Origin of the sequence: Pedobacter chitinilyticus (assembly GCF_003313385.1) — a bacterium.
Classification (GTDB): domain Bacteria; phylum Bacteroidota; class Bacteroidia; order Sphingobacteriales; family Sphingobacteriaceae; genus Pedobacter; species Pedobacter chitinilyticus.
Map to the genome: position 1 here is coordinate 172,943 of NZ_QMHN01000005.1, position 22,583 is coordinate 195,525.

At 39.4% G+C, this 22,583-nt stretch carries 17 protein-coding genes and 1 pseudogene; 13 read left to right on the forward strand and 5 right to left on the reverse strand.

Translation table 11 applies throughout. From position 1 onward, the window contains the following. Nucleotides 1-27: 27 nt before the first annotated feature. A complete protein-coding gene (dtd, locus tag DUT70_RS15695) occupies nucleotides 28-480 on the reverse strand; it encodes a D-aminoacyl-tRNA deacylase (RefSeq protein ID WP_113648310.1) in 453 nt (150 codons plus the stop codon). A gap of 26 nt (nucleotides 481-506) precedes the next feature. Between dtd and DUT70_RS15700 the strand changes: the two genes are divergently transcribed. Together DUT70_RS15700 and DUT70_RS15705 are read left to right on the forward strand one after the other, a co-directional pair. Further along, entirely contained in the window at nucleotides 507-1,520 is a 1,014-nt protein-coding gene (locus tag DUT70_RS15700; protein ID WP_113648311.1) for a hypothetical protein, read from the forward strand. Then, on the forward strand, nucleotides 1,486-3,903 hold the full coding sequence (locus tag DUT70_RS15705) for a hypothetical protein (protein ID WP_113648312.1): 2,418 nt from the start codon (nucleotides 1,486-1,488) through the stop codon (nucleotides 3,901-3,903). The genes DUT70_RS15700 and DUT70_RS15705 overlap by 35 nt, the downstream gene beginning before the upstream one ends. A 198-nt stretch (nucleotides 3,904-4,101) precedes the next feature. On the opposite strand, the gene DUT70_RS15710 is transcribed toward DUT70_RS15705, so the two are convergent. Beyond that, nucleotides 4,102-4,983, reverse strand: a complete 882-nt coding sequence (locus DUT70_RS15710) for a carbohydrate kinase family protein (RefSeq protein WP_113648313.1) — start codon at nucleotides 4,981-4,983, stop codon at nucleotides 4,102-4,104. A gap of 7 nt (nucleotides 4,984-4,990) precedes the next feature. Continuing rightward, nucleotides 4,991-5,845, reverse strand: a complete 855-nt coding sequence (locus DUT70_RS15715) for a transglutaminase-like domain-containing protein (RefSeq protein ID WP_113648314.1) — start codon at nucleotides 5,843-5,845, stop codon at nucleotides 4,991-4,993. A gap of 317 nt (nucleotides 5,846-6,162) precedes the next feature. Between DUT70_RS15715 and DUT70_RS15720 the strand changes: the two genes are divergently transcribed. The 4 genes from DUT70_RS15720 to DUT70_RS15735 all read left to right on the forward strand — a co-directional run bounded on the left by DUT70_RS15720 (nucleotide 6,163) and on the right by DUT70_RS15735 (nucleotide 10,361). Continuing rightward, nucleotides 6,163-6,945, forward strand: a complete 783-nt coding sequence (locus tag DUT70_RS15720; RefSeq protein WP_113648315.1) for an O-methyltransferase — start codon at nucleotides 6,163-6,165, stop codon at nucleotides 6,943-6,945. Between the two features lie 96 nt (nucleotides 6,946-7,041). Next, nucleotides 7,042-7,404, forward strand: coding sequence for a BlaI/MecI/CopY family transcriptional regulator (locus DUT70_RS15725; protein WP_113648316.1), 363 nt, complete (start codon nucleotides 7,042-7,044; stop codon nucleotides 7,402-7,404). Between the two features lies 1 nt (nucleotide 7,405). Further along, nucleotides 7,406-9,613, forward strand: coding sequence for a M56 family metallopeptidase (locus DUT70_RS15730; RefSeq protein ID WP_113648317.1), 2,208 nt, complete (start codon nucleotides 7,406-7,408; stop codon nucleotides 9,611-9,613). Between the two features lie 91 nt (nucleotides 9,614-9,704). Beyond that, nucleotides 9,705-10,361: a DUF1345 domain-containing protein gene (locus DUT70_RS15735; RefSeq protein ID WP_113648318.1), complete on the forward strand. Its 657-nt coding sequence runs from the start codon at nucleotides 9,705-9,707 to the stop codon at nucleotides 10,359-10,361. Between the two features lie 3 nt (nucleotides 10,362-10,364). Here the strand turns inward: DUT70_RS15735 and DUT70_RS15740 are convergent, their stop codons facing one another. Further along, the gene (locus DUT70_RS15740) at nucleotides 10,365-12,539 is read right to left on the reverse strand and encodes a penicillin acylase family protein (protein ID WP_113648319.1); all 2,175 of its coding nucleotides are present in this window, start codon (nucleotides 12,537-12,539) and stop codon (nucleotides 10,365-10,367) included. 147 nt (nucleotides 12,540-12,686) lie between these two features. Continuing rightward, nucleotides 12,687-13,817: a BamA/TamA family outer membrane protein gene (locus DUT70_RS15745; RefSeq protein WP_113648320.1), complete on the reverse strand. Its 1,131-nt coding sequence runs from the start codon at nucleotides 13,815-13,817 to the stop codon at nucleotides 12,687-12,689. A 72-nt stretch (nucleotides 13,818-13,889) separates the two neighbouring features. Here DUT70_RS15745 and DUT70_RS15750 point away from each other — a divergent pair, with 72 nt between their 5' ends. From DUT70_RS15750 to DUT70_RS15780, 7 genes and pseudogenes are all read left to right on the forward strand, one after another. Then, nucleotides 13,890-15,614, forward strand: coding sequence for a DUF885 family protein (locus DUT70_RS15750; protein ID WP_113648321.1), 1,725 nt, complete (start codon nucleotides 13,890-13,892; stop codon nucleotides 15,612-15,614). A 198-nt stretch (nucleotides 15,615-15,812) separates the two neighbouring features. Further along, nucleotides 15,813-16,250: a MarR family winged helix-turn-helix transcriptional regulator gene (locus tag DUT70_RS15755; RefSeq protein WP_113648322.1), complete on the forward strand. Its 438-nt coding sequence runs from the start codon at nucleotides 15,813-15,815 to the stop codon at nucleotides 16,248-16,250. A gap of 2 nt (nucleotides 16,251-16,252) precedes the next feature. Continuing rightward, a complete protein-coding gene (locus tag DUT70_RS15760) occupies nucleotides 16,253-18,661 on the forward strand; it encodes a 3-hydroxyacyl-CoA dehydrogenase/enoyl-CoA hydratase family protein (protein ID WP_205529814.1) in 2,409 nt (802 codons plus the stop codon). Nucleotides 18,662-18,698: 37 nt separating this feature from the next. Beyond that, entirely contained in the window at nucleotides 18,699-19,058 is a 360-nt protein-coding gene (locus DUT70_RS15765; RefSeq protein WP_113648324.1) for a four helix bundle protein, read from the forward strand. A 33-nt stretch (nucleotides 19,059-19,091) separates the two neighbouring features. Then, the gene (locus tag DUT70_RS15770; protein WP_113648325.1) at nucleotides 19,092-20,267 is read left to right on the forward strand and encodes an acetyl-CoA C-acyltransferase; all 1,176 of its coding nucleotides are present in this window, start codon (nucleotides 19,092-19,094) and stop codon (nucleotides 20,265-20,267) included. Nucleotides 20,268-20,321: 54 nt separating this feature from the next. After that, nucleotides 20,322-20,678, forward strand: a pseudogene (locus tag DUT70_RS21435) (four helix bundle protein). A 67-nt stretch (nucleotides 20,679-20,745) separates the two neighbouring features. Continuing rightward, entirely contained in the window at nucleotides 20,746-22,527 is a 1,782-nt protein-coding gene (locus DUT70_RS15780) for an acyl-CoA dehydrogenase family protein (RefSeq protein WP_113648326.1), read from the forward strand. Nucleotides 22,528-22,583: the final 56 nt, after the last annotated feature.

Sequence of the window (22,583 nt, forward strand, 5' to 3'; positions counted from 1 at the left end):
CAAACGTAATGTTAATCTAAAATCCCCTTATTCCTTGTTTTTCGTATCTATCATAATCGTCACAGGGCCATCGTTCAGTAAGCTAATCTTCATATCAGCACCAAAAATGCCACATTGTATTTCTTTACACAGCAACGAACTTAACTGTTTTTTCATTTCCTCATAAAGCGGAATGGCCTTGTCAGGACGTGCGGCACGAGTAAAGCCAGGTCGGTTGCCTTTTTTGGTAGCCGCAAATAAAGTAAACTGGCTTATCAACAGAATGTTCCCATCAATATCCGCTAGCGATTTATTCATCAATCCATTTTCGTCCCCAAAAACACGCATATTGGCAATTTTCTGAGCCAGCCATTCTAAATCTTCTTGCGTATCTGCATCTTCAATTCCCAATAAAACCAAAAAGCCATTGGTAATTTCGCCCGTTATTGTTCCATCTACTTTACAACTCGCTTCGGTTACCCTTTGTATTACTGCTCTCATCCCGTACTTAATGTTAATTTTGCCTTATGAAATGCAAGTATATATTGTTTTTTGTAATTCTGTTCATCGGTTGCCAACAAAAACGAGAGGTGCAAACCAGTTTTTACTATTGGAAAACCGTGTATCAAACCAATGCCGTTGAACAAAACTATTTGCAACATTTCAACAGCAAAAAGTTATTTGTAAGGATTTTAGATGTAGACAGAGATTTAAACGGCGGAATAAGTCCCGTAGCACCCATTAAATTTAAAGACCAACTCCCTAAAAACCTGGAGCTGGTGCCCGTAGTTTTTATGGTAAATGACGTACTGAAAGAAACCGACAATGCACAACTAAAAAAACTTGCTTCTAATATCGTACAGTTTGTAAACGGAAAAGTAAAGCAAGCAGGCAAATCAACTTATGGAGAATTACAAATAGATTGCGATTGGACAGCTACCACCAGAACCAACTATTTTCTGCTACTTAAGGAAATCAAAAAGCAGCTGGGCAACAAAACCATTTCCTCTACCCTGCGGTTACATCAGCTGAAAAATCAGGAGAAAAGCGGTATTCCACCAGTAGATAAAGTACTGCTAATGTGTTATAACATGGGCAACCTGAGGAAATATGGTACACAAAATTCAATTTTAGACGTACAAGAATTGAAGAAATATGCAGGAGAAAATTTAGGATATTATCCCATGCCAATAGATGTCGCCTTACCGCTATTTTCATGGGCTGTGGTGTTTAGGGGCGGGAACTATGCAGGCATTTCCAAACGATTAAAGCTGGCCAACCTTACCGCTAATAGCGCATTCACCAAAATGCATAATGGACTGTATCAGGCAAATACCGATTTACCCGAATTTGGACTCTACAAAAATGATGAAATTAGGTTTGAAGCCAGTAAATTTGAAGATATCAGACAGAGTACGGTCTATCTTGACCAATATCTGTCGAGAAAACCACTGAATTTATTGTTTTATCATTTAGATGAACAGATACTCAATAATTTTAAAATCTATGAACTGGAAGAAATCACTCATATTCTGCGCTAGCTTTTTAACCATCTTTTTTGGTGAAATTGTGGTAAACATAGCCTGTGGTGGCGAAATAGATCCTTACGATTATTATATCTCCTATTTTCATAACGATGTACAGGGGAAAGAGTATAATCAGTTTAGCTTTAGTGAATGGGAATACCTTTATCACGATCAAGAAAGTGTAGATGAGTATGATTTAAATAGCGCCGAATGGGCAAATTACCTCAAAGTAAAAAAGGAAGAAGTTCACCAGATCATGTACGAAAGCGATAGCGCTACCAATGTGCTTTTGGCGAACCTCACTAAGAAAAATTTAAAGCAACTACCCCAAGACTTGCAGCAAAATGCTTTTTTAAAAGCCTTGGCTAAAAACAAACAAGCCTTAGCCTATTTTGCCTTTGCCAAAAGTTGCGAGCCCCTTGCTGCGGTAAGCTTTGATCTTTGGAACCCAGTGCAAAGAGATACCGCACAAATGACCAATAAGGCAAAAGAAGCCCTGTTGCAGTTAGCACAGGTAAAAAAGGATTCCTTCTTAAAACTACGTTATGCTTACCAAGCCCTAAGGATGTACCACTATGCAGCCAACTATGAAGCCTGTAAAGCCACATACAAGCAATATGTAGAACCAATTTCGTCTACCGATTTAGCCAAAGGTTGGGCCATGGCCGTTTACGCAGGTTCGGTTCGTTATGGCGGAAACCCAACAGAAGCAGCCTATCTTTTCTCAAAAGTTTTTAACAGCAATCCAGAGCGAAGAGTACAAGCCTACAAAAACTTTCACTACGCGTCGGCACCTATCGATGAAGTACTGACTTTTGCTAAAAATGAAGAAGAGAAAGCCTACATTTTGGCCATCAAAAGTTTCGGTAATCCAGAATACGATTTAAAAGCCTTATATAAAGTTTATGGCAGTACACCAAACAACCTAATGAATGGTACTTTGCTAGTAAGAGAAATCAATAAACTGGAAAAGAATTTGAACCAGCCTTCTGGTTTGGCAAAAAATTACTATTACGATAACGACCAGCAGCAAAAGGACAACATCAGGAAAGCAAATTTGCAACAGTTAGAATTAACCAAAGCTTTTGCCTTAAAACTGGCAAACGAAAAAAAGTACCCAGAGCCAGAATTGGGGATCATTAGTGGCGCTTACCTTAACTGGATCAAGAATGATGATCAAGCCGCAGCCAAATTGTTAAAGCAACTTAACCCTGCACAATTAAAACCTAGCTACAGCAATCAATATCAAATCATTAACCTATTAATTAATGCCAGAAAGCTTAAAAAGCAAGGTGCTTTTAATGTTAATGAACTGGTGCCTACCTTAAAATGGTTAGATGAAAAACGTAAAGACAGAAAACCTGTTTCTGGAGATGATTACTTTGCCGAGAATAGAGAGAATAGGTTCATCTCAACCACCCGCAATTTTTATCAAGAATTATTGGTTCCCACTTACCTGAAAATGGGCGACACCACAAGAGCAGCTCTGTTGATGTTAAAAGGTGATTTTATTCCTGATTCGACCAAAAGCAACAACTTTTCTAGTCGCATGAGTTGGACCGCTCTTGAGTTTTGGCAAAACTATTTAAGCGCTTCAACCTTGGGGCAATTAGAAAAAAGATTTATCAAGGCCAATGAAAGTAGCTTTGACGCCTTTATCAACGAGGACCTGAGAAAGTTAAGCAAATCTGATTTTTACGAACTTTTTGGAACAGCCTACCTACGAGAGCATCAATATCAAAAAGCATTACAATGTTTTGAAAAGTTAGCACCTAATCATGATTTTAAAGCTCCTGAAAATTGGTACACCGAGGGAACAATGTATGCCAATCCTTTTATCACGACAATTAACGACTATCCAAAACAATTTACCTCCAAAGCGCAAACCTACAATAAGAAAACCTTTGCCAAAGAGATGGTACGTTTAGAAAAACTAATCGTTAGCGATAAAAAGAATGCTGCACAGTATTATTTCAAAATGGCCAATGGGGTTTATCAGACAGGATATTTTGGCAACTCATGGATCTTCATTAGTTATGGATGGAGCTCTTACGCGGTGAATGAAAAACCAGTTTACGTATACGACAAAGATTATAAACTGGCTCAAACGGCGAAAGCATGGTATCTCAAAGCACGTAGCTTAAGTAAAGATCCAGAGTTTAGGGCAAAATGTACTTTTATGTTGGCCAAATGTGAGCAAAAGCAAAAAGCAAATGGAGCCTTAAGTTCATCTAAATGGTACGATATTGATTATACCAATAGAATTAACCAGCTATATCAATTAAATCGCAACAATATTTATTTTGCAGAATTAAAGCAGCAATACGGAAGCACCGCTTACTTTAAAAAAGCCAGCTATGAATGTAGCTATTTGAGCGATTTTTTAGCGAGTAAGTAAATTTAACGTTGGTTTTCAGGCATGGAATCGTAATAACGAAAGTCTTATATATTTAACCTATGGTTGGTGTTATCACCAATCATATTTACGAGAAGGTACAAGTCTTTGCGTTCTTTGCGAATACTTAAAAGCCTTTGCGTTAAAAAAATAAACGCTAAGAAAAGAAGAGTCACGCTAAGAACGCAAAGTAATTATCTTTTAAAACCCCAAACTTGCAGTATCATAACTAGGGCAGGCACCCTTTTGCGAAGTAACAAAACCAGCCACCTTAGCGGCAAAATTTAGGCAATACACTATTTCTTCGCCAGCCAATTTTTTGCTCAAAAATGCCGCTAAAAAACTATCGCCGCTACCCACAGTATCCACCACAACTACTTTTTCAGCTTGGTAGTTAATCCTTTGGTTCGTATTGTAATAAGTGCCACCATCGGCCCCTTTCGTAATTAATATTTCCGAGAGTTGGAATTTTTCCATTAAAGCAGTTACTACGCTTCGCTCGTGATGCTGTGCCGTAAACCAATCTCCCAACATCGCGATTTCATTTTCGTTCAGCTTTACAAAATCAGCGTGGCTTAAAAAAGTAGCAATACTGTCCTTATCATAATAAGGCGCTCTAAGGTTCACATCAAACACCTTAAACTTTGCATGTTCCAATAACTGCAGTAGAGTGGCCCTGCTTACTTCATTTCGTGCCGAAAGACTCCCAAAAATAAAAGCATCCGCATTTGCTATTTTTGCTTCAAAATCATTTTGCCAAACAATGTAATCCCAAGCCGTAGGATAAGTAATGGTATAAACCATCTCGTTATTCTCCTTAAGTTCGGCAACCACTTCGCTGGTGCGCTGTTCGGTGTCAATTTGTATATTTTCAGCGGGAATATCCATCGAAGAAATAAAATCAATCAATTCCCTGCCAGCTTGGTCGTCACCAACGCGACTAATCAGCGAAGCATCAACGCCCAATTTTCGTAAATGGTAGGCTACATTCATAGGCGCACCACCAGCCAATCGGCCAGAAGGTAAATTATCCCATAAAATTTCTCCAAAGCAAATGGCTTTTTTAAGTTGATTTTGTATCATCTCAAGCCTATGATAAGATTTCTTGCATTTCCTTAAGTTCCGCTACTTTTTCCGCAGCACCCAAATTCTCATAAGCCGAAATCAAATTTCTAAGAATACGGCGAACAATCTCCGCATTGCTGCACGGTGCATAAAAGCCAGGTTGAGGCTCCAAGTTAAGCTGACGCAAAAACTGGTCTACATCATGCTTGCCAAAAATAGCCCCTTTGTTAAAAGCATTGATGTAAAACAACACCGCCTGCTCCCTATCAGGATTACTTTCGTCAATATAACCCAATATAAAATGCTGTGGCAAATTAACGCCATAAACAGGAATGTCTAATTTTTGTGCAATGGTCGAGTAAATAATGGCCAACGAAATCTGGTTCCCTTTTTTACTCTCCAGTACTTGGTTCAAATAAGAATTTTGCGGGTCATGATGATTTTTGGTGTTGCCGCCAAAACCAAACTGATTATAAAACACATGATTCACCAGCTTAATTTTCTCAATCGAACTCATTTCATATTGCAGGCCCACCCAAACTTCTCTTTTAATATCTTCAATTTGGTTAATAACCGCCTGCTCATCCAAATCTGGAAACTGGTAACGGTTAATAATCAATGCCCCTTGTAAAAGATCAAAAGCACCACTTTGGTACCACAAATTAAGATCCTGCTTAACGTTGGTAAACTGAATAGTATGTACAATATTCTCTATCCGTTCATGCAACATCGTATCCAACGACTTCTCCCACGCCGATTCCAGCGAGCTAATCGCATCGCTTCCGTATTCGAGCAGTTTCTCTTGCACATGCATAAAAACCTCCTCATCAGGATCATCCAATAACTTTACCAACGCATCTATTTCTGCAACATTTTTCATGTGATGTTACCCTTTCTAACCTTATTGTGTATATATTTTCGAAAATCAAGGCCAGTTTTCCATTGGTAAAAACAGCCCCGCTTTTCGTTTCAATCTTTTTGTCTTCAACAGCTGTCATCCTGAGCTTGTCGAAGGATCTGTTCCTGAAGTGCACTTTTTCTAAAGATTCTTCGCTATGCTCAGAATGACAAAAACAAAAAGTATTTCCACTTCAATCGGGTTTAGCTTACAAGCCTAAGTGCTTGTTAAAATCTCCCCTAAGCTACTTTCTACTTTTAACTTACTACTTTTAACTTTTAACTTTCTACTTTTGCCCCATGGTCCTACAATTTTTTGCCGATTATCTTAAACATCAGTTTACTGCTAAAACCAGACACGGAACACACTCGCCCTTTGTTTACAAGCTAGCGGATGAGGTAATTTACGATTTTTCTGCAAAAAGCGTTTACAAAGACATAGAAGCACAGCGAAAAAAACTTTTAGCTGACCAAAAACTCATCACCGTCACCGATTTAGGAGCAGGTTCACACTTAAACAAAAACCGTACAAAAAAGGTAGCGCAAATTGCGAAGAATGCGCTAAAATCGCCCAAATTGGCACAGTTAATTTATCGCATTGCGGCCAACCACCAACCCGCTAACATCATAGAGTTGGGCACCTGCTTGGGCATTACCACCGCATATTTGTCCAAAGCGCAGCCAAAAGCCAACGTGCTCACCATCGAAGGCTGTCCACAAACCGCCGAAGTCGCTTACAAAAACTTTAATGAACTAGGCTTAAACAATGTGGAGCTACAAGTAGGTAATTTTAACGACTTACTGCCAAAGGCCATTGAAGAAAGCACTCAGTTGGACTTCGTTTACATTGATGGCAACCATACCAAAGAAGCCACGCTCAATTATTTTGAATGGTGTTTACCCAAACTCACCGAAAATAGCCTGTTGATCTTCGACGATATCTATTGGAGCGAAGGGATGAAACAAGCTTGGGAAGAAATTAAGGCACATCCAGAAGTAACCATCACTGTCGATTTATTTTGGATTGGATTGGTTTATTTCAGAAAGGGGCAAGCCAAAGAGCACTTTAAGCTTAAAATATAATTTCTCTAATTAAAATTATTTAACTGTTAGTCAGTTAGTTAATTCTATAACTGATTTTTTAGTTGTATAACTGAAAAATCAGTTATACATTCGGTTATGGAAGAATTAACCAAAGCCGAAGAACGTATCATGCAAATTCTATGGAAGTTAGAACATGCATTTGTAAAGGACATCATCGAAGAAATAGATGAAGAGCCTAAACCTCCCTACAACACCATTTCGTCAATTGTGAGGCTTTTAGAAAAGAAAGGCTACGTAAGTTATAAAGCCTATGGCAAAACTTACGAATATTTTCCCGCCATTACCAAAGCGCAATATGCCGAAACCAGTTTTTCTAAATTATTCTCTGGTTATTTCGATAATTCGCCCAAAAGCCTATTGTCGTTTATGGTAAAGCAAGACAAACTAAGTGAAGCAGATATAGAAGAGTTAAAAGCACTCATCAATAAAAAATTTTAACATGGAACTGTTCAGCTATTTACTCAAAGCAAGTGCTGGCTTGGTATTGTTTTTCGCCTTCTATCTGCTGGTACTTCAAAAACTTACCTTCTTTAAATTCAACAGATTTTATCTGCTGGGCACTTTAATCATCAGCTTTGTTATTCCAACACTACATTTTACCATCGAAAGAGAAGTTCAACCAGTCGCTAGCGAAATAGGATCGGTAGCCTCGCTTAAAGTGGAAAATTTGCAATCCATCCACACAACACAGGCGGTTGACGTTCCCAAAGCTTTTCAACCCGAAAAATTAGCGAAGCAGCAAACGGACTGGCTAGCCTTACTTCCTTATGCCTACGCTGTGATTACTGTGTTATTGCTGCTTTTTGGAATAAGAAAGCTGTTTGTGCTGGTTCGTTATACTCGGCAAAATGCCAAATCAATAGATGGACTAAAACTTTTAGAAAAAACAGAAGGATTTACCAATTGCTCTTTTTTCAACTATGTCTTCATCAACGGATCAAATTTAGCTCCTCAAGAACTGGCCGCCTTACTTAATCACGAAAAGGTTCATGCGCAACAATACCACTCCGTAGATAAAATTATTATGATGATGGCCAAGGCAATCATGTGGTTTAATCCTGTCATTTATTTATGGGACAAAGCGCTAGAGCAAACACACGAATATGAAGCTGATGAAGCCACAGCCAATCAATTCGGTTCAAAAGATTACGCTTCCTTACTATTAAAACTGGCGGTGAGTGAAAGCCAAACTGCTTTGGTCCACAATTTTGTGAAAAGTCCAATAAAAGAGCGTATTAAGATGTTATTCAACACTAAATCAAAGAAAATGAAAAAATTAATGTATCTAATGGTCGTGCCTCTCATTTTAGGCATCACTTGGGGTTTTACTATTGAAGTGGTAAATGTTGTGCCGAGTAAGGCAACGCTAAAACAAAATGAAAATATCCAAGAAGATCCGTTGATTGGAAAAACCATTAAAGGCAGGGTAGACAGTATTTCAAAACAAATTTTTCCTAGGATATTGTATCTTAAAGTAGGGAATACGACTTATCCCATTAGGCATGATATCCCTTATCAAATTAAGGCTGGCGATGAGCTGACCGTGACCATTTCTGGGAAGATTCAAAAGTTAAGCATAAAAAATCTTGCTAAAAACGAGGAGCTGATTTACGATACACCTATTTACATGGTCAATGCTGCCGCTACGCCAACAGGTAAATCGTTAATGAAGGCGCCAGAAAAGCATGCCTTTTTGTACGAAGCCAACAGAGCCAGATTTGCCTATAGTAACATTAAGAGCATCAAAAGAAATTCGGCTGGATATGTTAACGAAATTGAACTGAACGATGGAACTTTTAAAATTTTGCTAAATGTATCAGCCCTGAAAACCAAAGCGGAAGATTTTAAAATTGGAGACGCCGTTAACGTAAAATTTATTGGTGAAAAATTGATATCAAAGAATGTGTATGCAACCAATAAGCTTATCGCATTATATACCAATCCTAAAAAGCATGAGCTAATTGACCCAGTATTATATGCAAAATTTTATACCAAAGAAGGTTTTCAAAAAATAGCTGGAGGGCCGCAAAAGCCGCTGAAGATCACACCAATTTCTGAAAATGATGTTAAAGTGCTTTCAGCTTTAGAAGCTACGGGGTACCCTAACAGAGGGATCAGTTATCTTAAAAAGGCTAAATTACAGATCGGAAAAATAATGATTGAAGCTGATGACGCATCTTTAGACAGTAAAAACGGATTTATGCACGCAGAAAATGCAAAGGTTCATTTTGCCGATGGGAAAATTAAAGTTTACCAAAGTATCATTTATAACATCAATAAGAAAACCTACGATTTTTATGAGTTTGCAGCAAATAAGGAACAAACCAGTGTAATTTCTGGGCCTGGTAAAGAAGGTGCATTGTCTTTCAGTAAAGATGTAGCGCTTTCGAAAATAGAATGGTCTGCATCTGATTCTACAAAAGTGAGGAGGGTTTTAGATGATGTTTTGTTAACAGGAAAAGCAAAAGTTGCATTGGAGAAATATAAAGCCGAGGGCAAAGTAATTCATGTTGACAATACAAACAAAAAGATGGTGATCTATTACGGTTCTTTAAGGGATGATGCTGATCTTAAAGTAGAGGCGGAAATCATAGAAGTCGATTTAATGGCCAATACTTACAAAACAAAGAAATACATTAAAAACTAATTAATTACCCAAAGATTTATCTTCATTTCCACTGGTGTTCATACAAGCCCAGTGGAAATTTTTCTATATTTATTGAAGAAAGAATGTAGAAATGGGACTCAAAAAAATACATCACATTAAGGCGACAGAGCACTTAACCATAAGTCTGGTCATTGCAGTGATTGTCTATTTTCTTTCCGCCTTTTTATTTGATGGCCTTTTGAGCAGATTAATGCTTTCTTGGATTACATTTTGTGCTATTCAAACCGCAATTAGCTGGTTGGTTTTCGCCAAATCATCTGCAACTCAAACTCACCAACATGCTAGTATTGAAGATGGCGGTCGAGCAATTACATTCCTTATTGTAATACTGGCCACTTTTGCAGGTATGATGGCTGTTTTTATCCTTTTAGTAAAAACAGATCATGGTTCAAAACAATGGGTTGAAGTATTATTGGGAATGTTGGGCATGTTTTTGAGCTGGATACTGGTGCATACCAGTTACACTTCCCGTTATGCACACCTATACTACGGTACAAAAGCTGGTAAACTCCTCAAAGGATTGGTTTTTCCAGGAGATGAAGAGCCTGATTTTATTGATTTCGCCTATCATTCCTTCGTGATAGGCATGACCTTCCAAGTTTCGGATATTGACATTACTTCCAAACGCATGCGACGATTAACCTTGGGGCATAGTTTAATTTCCTTTGTATTCAATACCTGTATTGTGGCACTCACGATTAGTGCGGTAGCGGGCTTGTTCGGTTAAAACCTATTCTCCAGGGCGATATTTTTTCTCCATGTTAGCCAATACATCTTCTTTGTAGAATAGCACGTCTTTAAATTCTCCTTTGCTGAACATTTCTGCTTGGTCGTTGAAATGTTTAGAAGAAGGATTGCCGCTGTTTCCTCCTGCCAGTACCGATTTAGCTTTTACTTTTTCGCCAAACTCTACCGCACAAACAAAACTATTACCGCTATAGCCATAACGTTTGTTGGTGTTAAATGGATTGCTGCGGTATGATGGCAATTGTCCCCATAAAGCCGAACCGTAAGCTACTGGAAAACTAGGAGCGTTGTCATCGTATTTTTCGTTGATTTGTCCCGTTAATCGTTGAAATCTATTCACTTTGCCCCAAGGCATTTGCCATTTGCCAAAGCGTTTGCTTAAATCGTCAATAGTGACTTTTAAAGGTTGTAACAAAGTTTCAGCTTTTGCTATTTTGGTAAATTCGATAGTCTTCTCCACCTGATCTTTTTCACCTTGATTAATATATACGTTTTGGATGTCCCTATTTACCCTTTGCGCCCATTCCATCGCTAAAGTGGCTGCAACGGAGGTTGTTGCCGAATGATAGTTCCATTTTTTCAACTCGGCAATGGGCTCTTTCAATGTTGTTCTAAAACTGTGATCTAGTGGGAGTTGTTCGTAAGCTTTAACGAGTGCAGGTAAAAGTACTTCAAAAGCAGGAAGGTAGGTGTCGTAACCCATACTGATCACGTCATTCAAATCGTATTTTTTAGGTTGGTTTAATAAGCGTAGCGCAGCCACACCTCTAAAATTTTCACCGTCGGGAGCCATGTAACTTGGGTAAGCCGATTTTTTCGGACTATTTGCACCAGCTACCGTGAAGGGTGTAGAGTTACAATTTTGCAACCAGCCGTTTGCTGGGTTATATAAATGAACAGTTTCGCTAACAGGATGAAGACCTTGCCATGCGGTAGCAGAAGTGGTGCCATCTACTACCTCGCTCCAATTGTAAGCGGTATCTCTTTTAGGAACAAAGTTGCCATGCCAATAGGCGATGTTACCTTTGGCATCTGCATAAACCGTATTGTTGGAGGCGTTGGCGTTTAAATCCATCGCTTTTTGATAATCTTCAAAGCTTTTTGACTTGGTACGGATCCAGCTTTGTAGTAAACTTTTTGGATTTTGGTTTTGATGCTTCAAACTAATCCATTTGCCATCTCTCACCGCCATTACAGGACCATTATGCGTAAAGTAGGTTTCAAATTTTTTAGTCTGCAACAGTCCGTTCTCCAGGTATTTGATTTCTATCGTTTTTTTACCAATTGGATAAAGTTTTTTGTCGTAAGTGTAATAAAGCGTTTTATTCAACTTGGTGATTTTCTCGGCATACATATCAGCCACGTCCACATTATTGGAAGTATGCATCCAACCACAAAATTCGTTGAACCCTTGATAAATGAAAAACTGCCCCCAAGTAACAGCACCGTAGGTGTTCAATCCTTCCTCGCTTTGCATGTGTATTTCGGGCCTAAAATAAAAAGTGGTATGCGGGTTAATGTATAACATGGCCTTACCCGTTTTACTGATTTTGGGAGCAAAGGCAAAACCGTTAGAACCGCTATGTTGGTCTCTGATTTGCGGAAGAGAACTGGTTGGCGAGTAATCGTTGGTGTAGAATTTTTTAAGTTCGGCAATGGTGAGGTTGCCAGTACTAATCGCACCAATACTGCCATCGGTCCATAAAAATGGATACCAAGGTTTAAACTTGGTAAGTAGTGAAGGCTTAATTTGTGGGTTTTTGTAGAGGTAAAAATTAATCCCATCAGCGTAAGCTTCCAGTATCTTTTTTAGCCAAGGTTCGGCTTTTTTATAATCGTTAATCGCCTGATTGCTGTCGATAAGCAGCCTGATTTGAAGATCATTATACAAGCTTTTTTCACCTTCAATTTCTGCCAAACGACCAAGTTTTTCAATATAGTTAAGTTCTACACGTTTAAAGTCGTCTTCGCACTGTGCGTACAACATCCCAAAAACAGCATCTGCATCGGTTTTACCATAAACGTGAGCAATACCCCATTTATCGCGGATAATTTCTATTTGTTGCGCTTGTTTTTCCCAATCGTTGATTTCTTTTGGGCTAGGTTTTTGGGCAAATAAAGTGAAAGGTAGCAGCGATAATAATAGAAATTTTTTCATATTCATCATAACCTGCAAATAGCAGTTAAGTTTTTAGATTTTAGCGTTAAGCTAATTTCTATAAAAATACTAGAAACTGAGAATTCCTACCTTGTTATTGTGGCGTAAGGTATGTAAAAACTTCGTGCTAAATAAATTTCAAGGGTGTTAAAAAGATTCCGCGAAGCTAATATAGAACCCACTTTGGCGCTTTTCGTTTGGTCGCTTCTCTCCAACGCCATAGTCAATGCGTACACTTAAACCTTTTGCAGGATCAAAAAAGTATCTTCCGCCAATGCCATAGTTGGGCTTGAAGTTTTTAAGGTCGAAATCATCATTGGCAAAAACTTTACCTGTGCCGCCAAAAACGACAACGCCTAATCTTTCCATAAACCTATACCTAAGTTCCGCTTGCGTAGCGAATAAATTCTCATCGCGATAACGACCGCCATAATAACCTCTCATAATTTCATCATTACCTAATTGTGGTAATAAATAAAATGAAGTGTTTTTACTTTGAATGGTATGATATAATGCCTGTACACCAAGTACTACTTTAGGGGCCAACGACCAAAAATTGCGCACATTCACTTTGATCTGACTACCCGTAAAATTTTCGCCCCCAAACAGGTCAGGTGCATATTGGTAGCTAATACGTCCAAAAAAACCCTTGGTAGGATAATTATTGGAATTTCGAGTATCGTAACTTTGTGAAACGCCGATAAAAACAACAGAACCACCATCTTTATCATGCATACCATTACCCGTAGCATAAATCCCTCCTGGTTCGCTGTCTTTAAAACGATAATTTTCAAAGCCTATAGATACGCCTGTGTAGGTGTTTTTAGCAAACGCCTTTTCTGCATCAAACTGTAGCTTAAGCATACGTTGTACCAGTTTATCTTCATCAACATGTGAAGTATTGTTGCCGATGCCGTAAAAATTAAAAGGCATGTTTTTGAAACGCGTCTCGCCTATAAAATGGAATTCGTTGCGTTTAGTCCAAGCTTCACCTCTAAAAGTAACATTGTAAGTTTTTTTAGTAGAATAAGAAGCTGCGCCAAAAAAGTTGGAACTACGGTTGTTGGTGTCAGCTTTATCTACATAAAAAGAATAAATGCTACCTAAGCCAAATTCAAAACCAGTTTCTTGGGCGTAACCAAATACTGGAATGGGCATATAGCTTGATTTGCGAGTCGTATCCTTTTCGTTAGAGAAAAGCTTTTTAAGAAACTTGCCTTGTGCAAAACTGAAATGAGCCATGCAAAGACATAAAACCGTAAGAGAGATTTTTTTCATTACCTGCAAAGTAAATGAATTTCTGCGGATTAGGATAATCATACTTATATTAGACATTCTTAACACTTGATTATGAGAAAAGTTCTCCTCCTTGCTATGTTGAACATCGTTCTGATAGCTAATGCACAAAACTCGTCTGTTTTGCTGAATAATGAAGCCAGCATTTTGCAGCCTTACATCAATCAATTTCAGTCTGATGAAAACATGCTCAACAGAAAATATGTGCTAAAGAGAACTGAAGAATATTTTGGGCGGATGGATCAATTCTATAAAGACTGGCTTGGTCAATTGAAACGTATCCCATTTGCCAAGTTGTCGCAAAATGAGAAGGTCGACTACCTTTTATTAAAAAGAAATATCGTTGCAAATGACAAAAATTTAAAAACAGCGTATCAAGATTTCAAAAACAACCGTTATTTGCTGCCCTTCGCATCCATCATTGTAGATTTTGAACAAAAAAGAAGAGTTGGTAAACAGCAGCTTGGGGCTGAGGTGAGCGCAGCTTTTGAGCAGTTAAAAACTCAAATTGAAACAACCAGAAGAGCTATCGATAAAAAGGAGCTTTCCGTAAATTGGAAGCAGGCAAATTGGGCACAACAAACAGTAGGTCAATATACCACAGCTTTTACGGAAGCGTATAAGTTTTATGATGGTTACGATCCTCAGTTTACCAAGGCTACGAAAAATCTATATCCAGAAGTAATTGCAGCATTGAAAAGCTACGCTACAGATTTAGAAAAAATCGCCAAGCAAAACACTTCTTTAGATGATGGAACGGGTATTGTTGGTGAGCCTATTGGTCGGTTAGCACTGATAGATGGGTTGAAAAATGAAATGATTGCTTACACCCCAGAAGAACTTGCGGCCATAGCCCAAAGAGAATTTGCTTGGTGCGATGCGGAAATGGCAAAAGCCACTCGTGAAATGGGTTTTGGTAACGACTGGAAAGCGGCACTGGAAAAAGTGAAAACTGCTTATCCACCGCTAGGTAAACAACCCGAGCTTGTTTTTGAATTGGCGAACGAAGCCATCAACTTTGTAGAGCAAAATAAGTTAATCACCGTTCCGTCAATGGCAAAAGAAGGATGGCGTATGCGTATGCTGACGCCAGAAGAACAGCGGTTTGCGCCATTCTTTTTAGGAGGCGAGTCGGTGTTGATTGCCTATCCTACAGAGGACATGAGCGAAGAAGCAAAGCTGATGACCTTGAGGGGGAATAATCGACATTTTTCTAGAGCAGTGGTTTTTCATGAATTAATCCCGGGACATAACCTACAATATTACATGCAAAGCAGATACAAGCCTTATCGCAGGGCATTTAGTACGCCGTTTTGGACGGAAGGCTGGTCGCTATATTGGGAAATGCTGCTTTGGAATAACAACTTTGCAAAAACACCAGAAGATAAAATTGGAATGTTGTTTTGGCGTATGCACCGCTGTGCCCGCATTATTTTTTCTGCCAAATATCATTTGGGTGAGTGGACACCGAAACAGTGTATCGACTTCTTGGTAGAGCGTGTAGGCTTTGAAAGAGCCAATGCCGAAGCAGAAGTGAGAAGGTCTTTTACAGGCAATTACGGCCCTTTATATCAAATTGGATATATGATTGGTGGCCTACAATTTAAAGAACTACACAAAGAGTTAGTGCAAACTGGCAAAATGACTAACATCGCTTTCCACGATCGCATCTTGAAAGAAAATTGCATGCCAGTAGAAATGCTGAGAGCTTTGTTGACCAACCAAGCGTTGACCGAAGATTTTAGCACAAAGTGGAAATTTGCTGGACAGGTGAAATAATATCGTAAAAATATTTCTGGAAGCCGCTGCTAGGTTTCATTGACAGCTTCCCGCTGACTACAAAGATGTTTATCCGCAATGTTTGTGGTTTGGATCGGCACTTTTTAGGGGGAAATTAAGTCTCATTCAAAAAAGTGATATTCTGCTTGCATAGTAAAAATCAATTCACTAAATTTGTTATGCAAGCATAATAAATTGATGAAGCAGAAAGAAACAGTAGATTATTTTTTAAAGGTGGTTTGGCAAAATGTTTCAAACACCTATAACCAAATAGCGTCCGGATTTGGGATTACCCAAGCTATTGGCTACGTACTAATCAATATAGAGGCTGAGGGTACTGCTGTATCGGCATTGGCGAGCTTGCTTGGGGTTAAAGCCACAAGTTTGTCAAGGATGCTAAACAATATGGAAGAATCGGGGTTGATTTATAGAGAAACGTCAGAAGGAGATAAGAGGTCTGTAAAGATTTTTTTGACACCTTTTGGTATCGAAAAACGCAAGCTTGCTCGTGATGTGGTGATTTCATTTAATGAATATTTGAATGAAAAGCTGAGCGTTAGAGAGAAAGAACAATTGATCAATACGCTGGATAAAATTAACCAGTTAACATTGGCTTATCGGCCAACAAAAAAATAATAATGAACAGAAAAATAACGAAAGTAGCGGTTTTAGGGTCGGGTATTATGGGTTCACGTATTGCCTGCCATTTTGCTAATATTGGCGTAGAAGTTTTATTGTTGGATATTGCGCCGAAGGAATTGACGGCTGAGGAACAAGCGAAAGGCTTGGCGCTAGATCACAAGGCGGTAAAAAATAGGATCGTTAACGCCGCGCTGCAAACTGCAGTAAAAAGCAATCCATCGCCGATCTATTCCCAAAATGTACTTCAAAAAATCAGTACAGGCAATTTCGATGACGATATGTCTAAAATTGCCAATTACGATTGGATCATAGAGGTGGTGATAGAAAACTTGGACATCAAGAAAAAGGTGTTTGAACAAGTTGAGCAGTTCCGCAAACCAGGCACTTTAATTACCTCGAATACTTCTGGTATTCCTATCCACTTAATGGCCGAGGGAAGAAGTGAAGATTTTAAATCGAATTTCTGTGGTACTCACTTTTTTAATCCACCACGCTATTTAAGGTTGCTCGAGATTATTCCAACACCATATACCAAGCCAGAAATTATAGATTTCTTGATGCATTATGGTGATAAGTTTTTGGGCAAAACTACAGTGTTGTGCAAAGATACGCCTGCTTTTATTGCCAACCGTGTTGGGGTGTATTCCATCATGGCTTTGCTACATTCGGTAGAGAAGTTGGATTTGACCATAGAAGAGGTAGATAAATTTACTGGCCCAGCATTGGGAAGGCCAAAATCGGCTACTTTTCGTACTTCGGATGTAGTAGGTTTGGATACCATGATCAAAGTGGCCAAAGGCTTGTATGATAATGTGCCGAATGATAAAGCTCATGATCTATTTAAGCTGCCTGCTTATGTAGAAAAAATGGCCGAAAACAATTGGCTGGGAGATAAGACCAAACAAGGTTTCTACAAAAAAATCAAAAATGCAGAAGGTAAAAGCGAAATTTTGGCGCTTGACCTTAAAACATTAGAATATAAACCACAGCAAAAAGTAAAATCTGCTACGTTAGAGATGACCAAAAGTATCGACAAGGTAGCCGATAGGATGAAAATTTTTGCTGCAGGAAAAGATAAAGCGGGCGAACTGTTCCGTACTTCGTTCTTTGGCTTGTTCGAATACGTTTCTGATCGTATTCCAGAAATTGCCGATGAGCTTTACAAAATAGATGATGCCATGCGTGCTGGTTTTGGCTGGGAGCTTGGTCCTTTCGAAGTTTGGGATGCCGTTGGCGTAGCCGAAGCTATTGAAGGGATGAAGAAATATGGCAACGAACCAGCTACTTGGGTAGGTGAAATGTTGGCAGGCGGAAACACCTCTTTCTATAAGGTAGAAGACGGTGTAAAAAAATACTACGACATTCCTTCGAAAAGCTATAAAGCTATTCCAGGTACCTCAGATTTCATTATCCTCGAAAACCTGAAAGCCAACAATAAAGTACTTTATAAAAATGCAGGTGCATCTATTATTGATTTGGGTGAAGGGATCTTAAACGTAGAGTTCCACTCGAAAATGAATACCATTGGTGGCGATACCTTAAGCGCCATCAATAAAGCCATTGATATGGCCGAAAAGGATTATCGTGGTGTAGTAATTGGTAACGATGGTGCCAATTTCTCTGCTGGAGCTAACGTGGGCATGATTTTCATGATGGCCGTAGAGCAGGAATGGGAAGAACTGAACATGGCCATACGTTTGTTCCAGAATACTTCTATGCGTATCCGTTACTCTTCAATTCCAGTAGTGGTGGCACCACATAACCTTACTTTGGGCGGTGGCTGCGAGTTTAGCTTGCATGCCGACCACGTACAGTTGAGTGCCGAAACTTATATGGGCTTAGTTGAATTTGGTGTAGGCGTAATTCCTGGTGGTGGTGGGACGAAAGAGTTTGCTTTAAGGGCATCTGATGAGTTCAGCGACGATCAAATTGTACAAAACACCTTAAAAAACCGCTTCTTAACCATTGGTATGGCCAAAGTGTCGACCTCTGCTGTGGAAGCTTTTGAGTTGGGTTATTTGCAAAAAGATAAATACGCCATTAGCATGAACCGTAGCCGTTTAATTGCGGATGCTAAAGCGAAAGCTATTGAATTGGCCGATGCGGGTTATACCAAACCTGTCCAACGTAAAAACATTAAAGTGCTGGGCAAGCAAGGTTTGGGTATTGTTCACGCTGGAGCGAATAGCATGTACTCTGGTCATTACATTTCAGAACATGATAAGAAGATTTCAGAAAAGCTAGGTTATGTCATGTGCGGTGGAGATTTGTCGTCACCAACAGAAGTAACCGAGCAATACTTGTTGGATCTGGAGCGCGAAGCCTTTTTATCGCTATGCGGAGAACGTAAAACACTGGAACGTATCCAAAGTATTGTAACGAAAGGGAAGCCTTTGAGGAATTAAGCTGGAGTAGTTAGATATTAGTAGTTAGTATTTAGAAATGCATAAGTACAAAGAGTTGAAAGTTTGGCAGAAAGCAATAGAATTAGTTACTGATATCTATCGCACTACCTCTAAATTTCCAGATAAGGAAAGATTTGGATTGATTAGTCAAATCAATAGAGCTGCAGTTTCAATTCCATCTAATATCGCAGAAGGCGCTGGTCGAAATTCAGATAAAGAGTTCCTTTATTTTTTATCGATAGCGCATGCTTCATCTTATGAAACCGAGACGCAATTGATTATATCTTATAATTTGAATTATTTATTGGAAGAAGAGTTAGAGTTGTTGACAGAGAAAATAAACGAATGGCAGAAAATGAGTTATTCATTTCAAGTCAAATTAAAATCATCTGTCTAAATACTAAAATCTAACTACTAAATACTATTAAAAATGGAAGCATACATAATAGCAGGACTTAGAACAGCCGTTGGCAAGGCTCCACGTGGGGTATTTCGCTTTACCAGAGCTGATGATTTGGCCGCGGATGTGATCAGACAGTTGGTGGCATCGGTACCTAATTTGGTAAAAGAGGAAATTGACGATGTGATTGTGGGTAATGCCACTCCCGAAGCGGAACAAGGCTTGAACATTGGTCGTATGATCAGTTTAATGGGCTTGGATACCGACAAGGTACCAGGCGTAACCGTAAACAGGTATTGTGCCTCGGGCTTGGAAACCATTGCCACGGCAGTAGCTAAAATTAAAGCAGGCATGGCCGATTGTATTGTGGCTGGTGGAGTAGAAGTGATGTCGGGAATGCCATTTGGTGGTTGGAAATTAGTGCCCAATCCAGAGGTGGCCAAAAATAATCCAGATTGGTATTGGGGCATGGGATTAACTGCCGAAGCTGTGGCTAAAGAATACAACGTGAGTAGGGAAGACCAGGATGAGTTTGCTTATCGCTCACACCTGAAAGCAGTTGAAGCCATTAAAAATGGTCATTTAAAAGCAGGTGTGTTGCCTATTACAGTGAACGAAAACTACTTGGATGCGAATATGAAGAAGCAGACACGCAGCTATGTGGTAGATACGGATGAAGGGCCACGTGCTGATACAACTTTAGACCGTTTGGCCAAGTTAAAGCCTGTTTTTGCTGCCAATGGTTGCATTACTGCAGGGAACTCCTCACAAACTTCAGATGGTGCTGCTTTTGTGCTGGTTGTTTCGGAAAAGAAAATGAAAGAACTAGGCGCAGAGCCGATTGCCCGTATGGTAAGTTATGGTGTGGCGGGCGTGCCGCCACGTATTATGGGTATTGGCCCAATTGAGGCTATTCCTAAAGCGCTAAAAATGGCCAATATGAAACAGGATGAAATTGGGCTGATTGAACTGAACGAGGCGTTTGCTTCGCAATCATTAGCCATCATCAGAACCTTAGGCTTAGATCAAAGCAAAATTAATGTAAACGGCGGAGCTATTGCTTTAGGACACCCGCTGGGTTGTACAGGAGCTAAATTATCGGTGCAGCTTTTTAATGAAGCCAAACGCCAAAACCAGAAATACGGCATGGTGACCATGTGCGTGGGGACAGGACAAGGAGCTGCGGGGATATTTGAGATTTTTTAGGATTAAGATATGAGTATCAAGTATCAAGATTGAGCAATTGACAAAATAGCAAGTATGCATAATTTTAAAGATTTGAAAGTTTGGCAAAAGGCTATGGATTTAGCGGTAGACGTTTATCAGGCAATGTCTTTGTTGCCAATTGATGAAAAATATGGTCTTATCTCTCAAATCAAAAGATGTACAATTTCGATATCATCAAATATTGCAGAAGGGGCATGAAGAAATACGGATTTACAATTCAAACACTTCTTAAATATTAGTCAAGGTTCTGCATTTGAACTCGAAACACAATTAATCATTTCAAATAGATTAGGCTTGATTAATGATGTGTTAGCTAAAAACCTAATTAATCAAACAATCGAAATTCAAAAAATGATATATGCTTTAGAGCGAAAATTGATTAAAAATTAAACCTAGCGAATATCAAGATCGGCAACCAGTCTTGATACTTGATACTCGCTACTAGATACTTAAAACAATGAGCAAAACAATTAAAGGAGGGGAATTCCTGATTAAGGAAACATCTTACCACGATGTATTTATACCAGAAGAATTTGATGAAGAACAGCAAATGATTGCACAGACCTGCCGTGATTTCTTAGCAGCGGAGGTTTATCCTAATTTAGAGAAATTAGACAGTCATGAAGATCCAGAGTTAATGCCAGCCTTATTGACCAAAGCAGGTGAATTAGGTATTTTGGGCGTTTCTGTGCCAGAAGAATATGGAGGTTTCGGTAAGAACTTCAATACCTCTATGCTGGTGGCTGATGTGGTAGGTGCGGGACATTCTTTCGCGGTAGCATTATCAGCACATACGGGAATTGGGACTTTGCCTATTTTGTACTACGGAAATGAGGAGCAAAAAGCCAAATATATTCCAAAGCTAGGTACTGGTGAGTGGAAAGCGGCTTATTGTTTAACAGAGCCTAACTCGGGTTCGGATGCCAACTCCGGAAAAACCAAAGCCAAGTTGAGCGATGATGGGAAGCATTACATCATTAACGGTCAAAAAATGTGGATTACCAATGGCGGTTTTGCAGATATCTTTATTGTTTTTGCCAAGATTGATGATGATGAAAATCTTACCGCTTTTATTGTAGAGCGTGATTTTGGTGGCATTACGATGAACCCAGAGGAGCATAAAATGGGGATAAAAGGTTCTTCTACCCGTCAGATTTTCTTTAACGATTGTGCTGTGCCAATAGAGAACATGTTGAGCGATCGTCAGAACGGATTTAAAATTGCCGTTAACATCTTGAACATCGGTCGTATTAAGCTTTCGGCTGCGGCTATTGGTGCTTCAAAAGCAACGATCAGTACGGCTGTAAGTTATGCTAACGAGCGTCAACAGTTTGGCAGGTCAATCTCTAAATATGGTGCTATCCGTTATAAAATAGCTGAAATGGCGACCAAGGTTTATGCGGTAGATGCAGCAAATTATCGTGCTGGACAAAATATTGACGATACGTATGACGCCTTAGTAGCCGATGGCATGGAACCAGCTAAAGCTAAATTGAAATCCGTAGAGCAGTTTGCGGTAGAGTGTGCCATTTTAAAAGTTTGGGGTTCTGAAGCGTTGGATTATGTGGTAGATGAAGGTGTGCAGATTTACGGTGGGATGGGTTTTAGTGCGGATGCGCCAATGGACAGGGCTTATCGCGATGCACGTATCAACCGTATTTTTGAAGGAACGAACGAAATCAACCGCTTGTTGACCGTTGATATGATGTTGAAACGTGCCATGAAAGGTGAATTAGATTTGATGACACCAGCCACAGCCGTAGCAGCGGAGTTGATGTCGATCCCTGATTTTGGAGAAGAAGATAATACCCTGTTTGCGGCTGAGAAAAAAGTATTGCAAAACTTGAAAAAGGCAACCTTAATGGTTGCTGGTGCAGCAGTACAAAAGCTGATGATGAGTTTGAGCAAAGAACAGGAAATTTTGATGAATATTGCTGATATGGCGAGCTACGTATATATGGCGGAATCAACCATGCTTCGTACAGAGAAATTGGTGAGCATGAGAGGTGAGGAAGCTTGCAAAGGTCAGTTGGATATGATGCGCATCTATTTTGTAGAGGCTGTTGACGGGGTAGCCAAAGCGGGTAAAGAAGCGCTTTGGGCATTTGGCGAAGGTGATGAGCTACGTATGATGTTGGTAGGTTTGAGAAGGTTTACCAAAATGGAACCTTTCAATGTGAAAGAGGCTCGTCAGCATGTAGCGCAACAAATCATAGAAGCTAATAAATATATTTTTTAAGGTGATATAATTTGTTTGTTAAGGCTTAAGGTTTGGCGATGCCATCCTTAAGCCTT

Coding starts and splice junctions, on each gene's coding strand:
- dtd (WP_113648310.1), bottom strand. CDS start 480: ATGAGAGCAGTAATACAAAGGGTAACCGAAGCGAGTTGTAAAGTAGAT.
- DUT70_RS15700 (WP_113648311.1), top strand. CDS start 507: ATGAAATGCAAGTATATATTGTTTTTTGTAATTCTGTTCATCGGTTGC.
- DUT70_RS15705 (WP_113648312.1), top strand. CDS start 1,486: ATGAACTGGAAGAAATCACTCATATTCTGCGCTAGCTTTTTAACCATC.
- DUT70_RS15710 (WP_113648313.1), bottom strand. CDS start 4,983: ATGATACAAAATCAACTTAAAAAAGCCATTTGCTTTGGAGAAATTTTA.
- DUT70_RS15715 (WP_113648314.1), bottom strand. CDS start 5,845: ATGAAAAATGTTGCAGAAATAGATGCGTTGGTAAAGTTATTGGATGAT.
- DUT70_RS15720 (WP_113648315.1), top strand. CDS start 6,163: ATGGTCCTACAATTTTTTGCCGATTATCTTAAACATCAGTTTACTGCT.
- DUT70_RS15725 (WP_113648316.1), top strand. CDS start 7,042: ATGGAAGAATTAACCAAAGCCGAAGAACGTATCATGCAAATTCTATGG.
- DUT70_RS15730 (WP_113648317.1), top strand. CDS start 7,406: ATGGAACTGTTCAGCTATTTACTCAAAGCAAGTGCTGGCTTGGTATTG.
- DUT70_RS15735 (WP_113648318.1), top strand. CDS start 9,705: ATGGGACTCAAAAAAATACATCACATTAAGGCGACAGAGCACTTAACC.
- DUT70_RS15740 (WP_113648319.1), bottom strand. CDS start 12,539: ATGAAAAAATTTCTATTATTATCGCTGCTACCTTTCACTTTATTTGCC.
- DUT70_RS15745 (WP_113648320.1), bottom strand. CDS start 13,817: ATGAAAAAAATCTCTCTTACGGTTTTATGTCTTTGCATGGCTCATTTC.
- DUT70_RS15750 (WP_113648321.1), top strand. CDS start 13,890: ATGAGAAAAGTTCTCCTCCTTGCTATGTTGAACATCGTTCTGATAGCT.
- DUT70_RS15755 (WP_113648322.1), top strand. CDS start 15,813: ATGAAGCAGAAAGAAACAGTAGATTATTTTTTAAAGGTGGTTTGGCAA.
- DUT70_RS15760 (WP_205529814.1), top strand. CDS start 16,253: ATGAACAGAAAAATAACGAAAGTAGCGGTTTTAGGGTCGGGTATTATG.
- DUT70_RS15765 (WP_113648324.1), top strand. CDS start 18,699: ATGCATAAGTACAAAGAGTTGAAAGTTTGGCAGAAAGCAATAGAATTA.
- DUT70_RS15770 (WP_113648325.1), top strand. CDS start 19,092: ATGGAAGCATACATAATAGCAGGACTTAGAACAGCCGTTGGCAAGGCT.
- DUT70_RS15780 (WP_113648326.1), top strand. CDS start 20,746: ATGAGCAAAACAATTAAAGGAGGGGAATTCCTGATTAAGGAAACATCT.